The 277-nt window shown below is 66.4% G+C and carries 1 protein-coding gene; it reads left to right on the top strand.

The window, feature by feature from the left end; genetic code table 11:
* The coding region (locus OU789_RS16830) for a hypothetical protein (RefSeq protein ID WP_274656950.1) at positions 1-277 on the top strand (277 nt) is incomplete at both ends.

Raw genomic sequence — 277 nt, 5'->3', positions numbered from 1 at the left:
AGCCCGAGCTCGTCAATGCGCTGCAGAACCACACCTTCGACAGCGTCAAGATGCTGCAGTGGCGCAACGCCAGGCTGGATTTCTCCTCGCTCGGCGCGCTCCAGGTGTCACTGGCGCAGGCGCCCAATCATGAGGCACTGACGCGAGCGCCGGTCGCCGAGGACCAGCGCGTGCTCGAACATGTCGCACGCGATGCCGAGGTGCGCGAATGGGCGCATGGGCCGAAGGCCGTGGAGCGGCTATGGGAGGCCTGCCAGGTTCCGGACTACCGAAAGCT

This window comes from Halocynthiibacter sp. C4 (assembly GCF_028823805.1).
Taxonomy (GTDB): domain Bacteria; phylum Pseudomonadota; class Alphaproteobacteria; order Rhodobacterales; family Rhodobacteraceae; genus Falsihalocynthiibacter; species Falsihalocynthiibacter halioticoli.
Note: the sequence above shows the minus strand (reverse complement) of the source record. Positions and strands in the feature narration are given on the sequence as shown.